Genomic DNA, 6,373 nt, shown 5'->3' with positions numbered 1-6,373 from the left:
ATAAACTTTTATCCTGGATAAGCTTTAAATTAGTTTCATATATTTTTGGATTAAGAATGATATTTTTTGATTAGTTTTTCTAATTGAACAATATCACGAACGTTAATTAACGTTTTGCCTGCACCTGGTGTTCCTGTATCTAAACGAATCATTTTAAATCTTCTTTAATGCCAAGTTGCCAGCATTCAGTGATAGCCTTGTCACGATTGCAGCAAGTACAGTTGAAAAGAAAATATCAAATCCGGCTAAGTGTAGAATCGCAATCAAATCACCGGGTATACCGTAAGATTGTTGTTGAACAGCATTAACCGCCTGTTGAAAAGCAATGTAAGAAATTGATGAAGTTGTAAGAGCAACACCAGCACCAGTCAGGATATTTTTAAGAGCGCCCTTTTGTAAATCCTGTAATAAAGAAGATAAACTCATTCTGATCTCACCCCACCAATAATTAATGCAGCAATAAAAAAACCGACAAAAATAAGCACAGGTTTAGCTGTAGAAACAGTTGTACAAATTGGCTCATAAGAGATAGGTAATTTGATGATACCGACGCCCATATTGACCTCGGCTTCACGATCGGAAGGACATGAACCCCCAAAAGCAATATCAGTATCTATATCTGGTTGTTCTTGTTCTGGAATATCTAATTCAGTGTCATCTTGTTGTTCTGACTTAGCCCAATCCTTAACAGCAGTCCAGGCTTCAGAAATTGATGTAGCCCATTCTTCGGCCTTTGATTTTCCTGTTTCCCACCAATTTGTAAGAGTTTGAGGAAAAGAGATAACAACTTGAGCAGCTTCACAGACCAAAGGTGCCCAACCACAAAAAACAGGAAATTCAATTGATAAATCGGTTGCTTCAGGATTAGCTGTATTAGGTTTTGCTTCTCCAGTAGCTTCATTGGCTTTTTCAGCAGCAGCTTCATCAGCAGGCTTTGTTTGTGCAGATGCTTCTAACTGTTGAACGATAGGACGAGCTTTTGCATCATCTTTTTCAGCTTCGGCAACAATATCAGCAGCAGCGGCAGTAGTAGCAACTTGTGCAGAAGCATCACCACTTTCAGCATTTGAAATTACTTGTTGAGCAACAGTTTCTAGAGGAATAGATTTTTCCTCACGTTCTGCATTGGGATTGTAAGCAGGATTTGAAACATAAGGAATTTGATAATTCAAATCCCAGTTACGCAGATCGGGATAACGCTTAGAATGAAAATAACAATTACCATTTTCGGCATTAGCCATATTGGTACTGATTAAGGTATAGTCCCTTTGATTGCTTTGAGTTGCAACAAAAGCACATGCAGTAGTTAGAGAATCAAAAAGATATCTTTGTCTATCATCGCCATAAACAGTAAAAACTTTTTGAGCATGTGGACAGCCTGAAGATTGACAATCACTTACTTCAGGAAAATATTTAATTGCATTATTTTCAGGATCGAGAACCCAATCAACAGAGCCTAACAACTGTTCAACAGCAACGGAAAGAGCATAACCAGCAGCACCACGAGCGAGGACTTTAGCAACACCGCTTGCAGGGGGAGTAATTTTTGCAGTGCCTTTTTTTATGTAATCAACGCCATCAATAACAACTCTTTTTGTACCTTCATAAACAGTAGAAGCACCTTGAGCAACACCACCGCCCAAAGTCCAACCGCCAACATTGGCAGCATGAGCCGTAGTAAATAAATTGAAATAAAGAGTAAATGTAAGAAGTACAGTTAAAAACTTTTTCATCTGATTACTCTCCAAATACCATGTAAAGCAACCCAAGGAACGATGACTAATAACCAATAAAAAATAGATGCGTTTTCCATACTTCCCCCTTATACGAAAATCCCAGCCGAAGCTGGGAGATTCGAGCAGTAATTAACGTGCTTTCTTGACGTAAGCCCAACCAAGAAGCAACGCAACTACACCTGCAAGGATTGTTAGAATTGACAAAACGCCAGTTGAAACGCCACTCATTTCAGTTGAAATTTCGGTAAACAGATCAGCAACACCAGCAGCATTTGCACTAGAAGCAACTACCATTGAACCAACAGCAGCACCAGCAGCAGCAAAAGTAGGACAATGACGTTGGAACCAAGTTTTTTTACCCTGTTGAACAGTTGCTTCCATACGTTCTACGTTTTTTAAATTAGACATAATCGTCTCCTTTTTTATTTGCTCTGGTGGTAGATGAGCATAATGAAAGACCACCCAATCAAAAGGACGTAGATACTTGCAATCGGTGTTAAGATTAAAAGTGCATCGTCCTTTGTGATTGCTAACTGGTCGATTACTGGCGTGTACTCGACCCACTTAAGGCAGGCATTTGTGCTTTCTTCGACAATTTCACAGATGCTTGCCATTTCTTAAATTCTCTTTGTACAGTTATAAAAATGCTTGCAATAAACCAATTGATCAGAGAATTTAGCACCGCATTTCTTGCACTTATAAATGAGCTGTGACATTATAATTATTACCCTAACCTATTGATTTATTTACATATTATACATTATACGAAATAATGTATTTTAAACCTTTGATTTTGCTAAGCTTTCTAAATGCAAAGCATTCATGAAAAGATAAATCTTGTTCATTAACAAAATATTGGCCACACCCTGAACAGAAATCCATATCTAAGCTCCAACTTTCTTAAGCACTGGCTTAACACTGAAAATTTGCATCTCTGCACCATAATTTGTTTGACGTTCAACAAATTCAATTTCTACTTCTTGATAATTTTCCGCACACTCAATAAGGACTGCTTGGATCTGTTCAACTGGCATCATGCCAGGTGTAGGTTTTAAACTATATTGAACAGGACTTAACACAGTGGTTTTCAGGGAAAGCTTATCTTCACCTGTTTTTTTATCCTGATACTTGTTAGCAATTGGTGTAATTGTGCGTTTATTAAATTGAACTTGCATGGTTATAGCCTCCTCAGGCAACTAGATATAAGCCCTTTTTAGGACTGTATTGTGAAACTGGAATTTGATAGTCAGATGGCTGCTGGTCGCACATCTTGAGTTCAAACATACGGACAAACGGAATAACTTTGCCGTTAGGATTCTTATGAAGGTTTTGAATGTGAGATTTTGAAATACCGCAATCTAATAATGAATTAAGGCATTTATAAAATTGAGCTTCACTATACAAACCCTTAGTTGCAGTTAATCCAATCTGACGTACCAAAGAATAAAACTTCATAGCGTTATTAGCTTTTGTAAAACTTTCTTTACCAGTCTTTGTATAAGTCACTAATTTAGATTTGAGTAAATCTAAAATTTCGCCATCACTTGAAAAATTCATATATTTACCCTTCATTGTGTCTAAGATCGGGTCAAAAGCTACGTGCCAGAGGCGTAGCAATAATTCTGGCTGTTCATGTTGCAAATTAATTAACTGAAATAAATTAGACGGATAACCGTTTTTAGTTAGATACGTTTTAGTAATACGTGCTTCGAGACGTAAAACAGCATTAGCAAAAGGCAAAGCATCATGCATAGCCATGACAAGTGATTTAGAGCGCATACAGCCCTTCTCTGCTTGTTTCTGAACCTTATTTAATTGGGCTTTTACTTCTTCAAATTTGCCATACGCTTTAGGACGAACACTTGCACCATCGTTACCCCAAGTAATGTAATTATCGTATTTGACTTGACGCGCTTTACGGTGGCCAGATGCAAGATTGGACATATAGTCAAGAACTGGCTGAACCATATTCTGATGAGGCAATCTAAAAAGATAAGTAGTATCAAGACAAAGAACTTCTGTTTTATCTCTATCAAGAATCGCACTCAATTTAGGAAATGCTTCAAAAAACATTCCAAGCATGTGCATAGCACCAAGTTCTATAGATTCAAAACCATAAACATTGTGACCCTGTAAAAGCTTAAGTGGAGATGCTTTTAACTCAACATAAGGTACTGTATTCATAGTATTGGTATAAAACTTAACAGCCATATCTGTATAGTCACTTGGTAGAGCTTCATAAGGGTGATACAAGTCCCCTGTTATGGTCTGGCCGTCATCTGTCTTACTTACATGGCGTGTTGCTGCTGGAACTCCATAATCGCGAATATCACCATTGAACTGATGGTGATTATCAAAACTACGCACATGCGTAGGAATGATTGGAATCGCTAAACGGAGGAAATCGAGCATTTTTATACATGTATACAAATTACATTGAGATAAATTTAATACATGTACACATGAATATCAAGCACAAATTACATGTATACAAGTAGTATTGACAACATGTTAGATGAATACAGATTGGTTAAAAAATGGCAATTACAGTTAGGCTAAACGATAAAGAGCAAGAAATGCTTAGAAAAAAATGTATTGAGCTTAATAAACTATTGATTAATAGAAATTTAATGCCAATAAAAGAAAGCGAGCTTGTACATATTATTTTAGAACAATGTATAAATGAAACTGAATTAACAACAAGTGGACAAGTAAGGGTTATAGCTAAATAATTGGCTTAAATGCGAAACATTCTTGATAACTCTGAAAGCTCCGTTATATATAGCTCATAGAGCGAATTGCAAAAAACTTTCGAGAGTCAGGCACACTATTAGACAGTAGTGTGCCTTTTTCTTAGCGCCCTACTCCTCACACTCGTCGAAGCTCCTCGCGTTCGTCATGATGCGCAGACAGATGTTCGTATAATGAAGATTGATGTTAAAAAGCCCCGTGAGACGGTCTATTTTCTCACTGGGGCTTAGTAACATAATCTTCGGCTACATTATACGAAATCAGTCTTATAAGATTTTCACCAGGATAACACCTGGTCAAATGTAATATTTTGCCAACAATAAAAAATGATCAGAACAAAGAATCAATAACTTACGAAATTTTATGCTTTCCCAGGATAACTTCCCAGGTGATACATAATGCCAATCTCCCTGGTAAGCATTGATCTCTCCAGTGGCTAAAAAATCGAGTATAAAAACCGTATCAAAAAGCCAATAATTAAAAGCATTATAAAAAACTTAAAGCACCACTTAAAAAAACCTTTGAAATCCATATTATGTCAGTTCGGGCGGAACACGCCCTCTATTTGCCCCTATTAGATTCATCTTACCGGATTTTGTAATCAGGGAAAGAAAAATCATAATTTTAATGGGTGGCGTGTCACTCGTAGACACTCGTTAATTAATATCAAGCAGATGATTCTTGAACAGGTAAAGCGTTTTCAGTTTGCGGAGCTGCTGATTGTGGTTGCTGACCTGAATTAGTCGTTTGATTGCTTGAGGCCTGTTGTTTGAAATAGTTATATGGTCTGTTTGAACTGTCTTCCATAAGTCCTTTGCAGAGTTTTGGATCAATTCCGTTAATTTGTGTTCCCTGCTGGTCATAAGCTTTACATGATTTCTTGCTACAAAAACAACCAGAAAAAACCCGAATACTTGTAGGCTGAACGAACTGAACAGGCTGATAGCCGAATGGATCGGCAGGGTCATAAGCTGGCTCAATATCCAGAGTAGATTCATTGTTAGAAGTATTAAGAGGATTGTCATTTTCCCCCTGAACTTTCTCAGAGCCTGTTTCTGTTGTTGCTGGTGATTGCTTAGAATCAGATTTATCGCTTGATGGTTTGGCTGAATCATGTGGAGTACCTGTAGCAATCTGTCTAACTACGTTATTTTCCTTTGAAAAAGTACAGGTAAATAAGGAAATACAAGCAATTAAGACAGCAGATAAAATCATAATAAAGCGCCAAGGCAATCGACGCTTATGTGTATGAGCAGTTGAAGAACGGTAATATTTATAAAGATCAGGTGGAAAGGCAAAAGTATCTTTAATTTCGGCTGTTGCCTTATTCTTAAACGCATTCGGATCAATCTTGCAGGTTGACCATTCATATTGTGTAGAGCGTTTAAGACCAAAAGAATTGACCAAATGACGATGATGACCAACTAAAGCCCTAAATTCTTTTCGAACAAGATCAGGAAATTGAGTAATACCAACAATGTCAAAACCACGATGACGATGAATAGTTAAGTCTTTAACAATTGGATCAACTCCCCTATTTTCAGATGAAAATATAGGAATATTCTGGATTTCATCATAAACAACATAAGAGCCATCTGGGAGCTTGCGCCAGTCTGCATCTGATGGAATAGGACGGACTGTATCAATTTCTAAGCCAGCGATATTGGTATAGATAGTTCTAACAGGTCGGACTTTATTTAAAGAAAGATTATGTTCTTTATTAACTCGTTCAATAATTTCATTATAAAAAATAGAGCGATAAAAATAATCTTCAATACGTTCTGATGATTTTAAAAAATCAAAGTAATTATTATCAAAATGAAAAACTTCATCTTTTAAATCAACACCTTGACCAACTTTTCGAACACAATAAGCAAATTCGTCAG

The 6,373-nt window shown here is 36.8% G+C and carries 7 protein-coding genes; 1 reads left to right on the top strand and 6 read right to left on the bottom strand.

What is annotated here, in order from left to right:
• Positions 1–153: 153 nt before the first annotated feature.
• The 5 genes from ABEF84_RS15545 to ABEF84_RS15525 all read right to left on the bottom strand — a co-directional run bounded on the left by ABEF84_RS15545 (position 154) and on the right by ABEF84_RS15525 (position 4,148).
• Positions 154–426, bottom strand: a complete 273-nt coding sequence (locus ABEF84_RS15545; RefSeq protein WP_151725911.1) for a DUF2523 family protein — start codon at positions 424–426, stop codon at positions 154–156.
• Entirely contained in the window at positions 423–1,733 is a 1,311-nt protein-coding gene (locus tag ABEF84_RS15540; RefSeq protein ID WP_347473870.1) for a virulence factor TspB C-terminal domain-related protein, read from the bottom strand. The genes ABEF84_RS15545 and ABEF84_RS15540 overlap by 4 nt, the downstream gene beginning before the upstream one ends.
• 132 nt (positions 1,734–1,865) lie before the next feature.
• A complete protein-coding gene (locus tag ABEF84_RS15535) occupies positions 1,866–2,144 on the bottom strand; it encodes a hypothetical protein (protein ID WP_347473869.1) in 279 nt (92 codons plus the stop codon).
• Between the two features lie 476 nt (positions 2,145–2,620).
• Positions 2,621–2,911, bottom strand: a complete 291-nt coding sequence (locus ABEF84_RS15530; protein ID WP_347473868.1) for a hypothetical protein — start codon at positions 2,909–2,911, stop codon at positions 2,621–2,623.
• Between the two features lie 13 nt (positions 2,912–2,924).
• Complete coding sequence (locus ABEF84_RS15525) at positions 2,925–4,148, bottom strand: phage/plasmid replication protein, II/X family (RefSeq protein ID WP_347473867.1); 1,224 nt, start codon at positions 4,146–4,148, stop codon at positions 2,925–2,927.
• Between the two features lie 125 nt (positions 4,149–4,273).
• On the opposite strand from ABEF84_RS15525, the gene ABEF84_RS15520 reads away from it, so the two are divergent.
• Positions 4,274–4,468: a hypothetical protein gene (locus ABEF84_RS15520; protein ID WP_247166053.1), complete on the top strand. Its 195-nt coding sequence runs from the start codon at positions 4,274–4,276 to the stop codon at positions 4,466–4,468.
• A gap of 685 nt (positions 4,469–5,153) precedes the next feature.
• On the opposite strand, the gene ABEF84_RS15515 is transcribed toward ABEF84_RS15520, so the two are convergent.
• On the bottom strand, positions 5,154–6,041 hold the full coding sequence (locus tag ABEF84_RS15515; RefSeq protein WP_404798977.1) for a zonular occludens toxin domain-containing protein: 888 nt from the start codon (positions 6,039–6,041) through the stop codon (positions 5,154–5,156).
• Positions 6,042–6,373 lie beyond the last annotated feature (332 nt).

The organism is Acinetobacter sp. ANC 7912 (genome assembly GCF_039862785.1).
In the GTDB taxonomy this organism is placed as follows: domain Bacteria; phylum Pseudomonadota; class Gammaproteobacteria; order Pseudomonadales; family Moraxellaceae; genus Acinetobacter; species Acinetobacter thermotolerans.
Note: the sequence above shows the minus strand (reverse complement) of the source record. Positions and strands in the feature narration are given on the sequence as shown.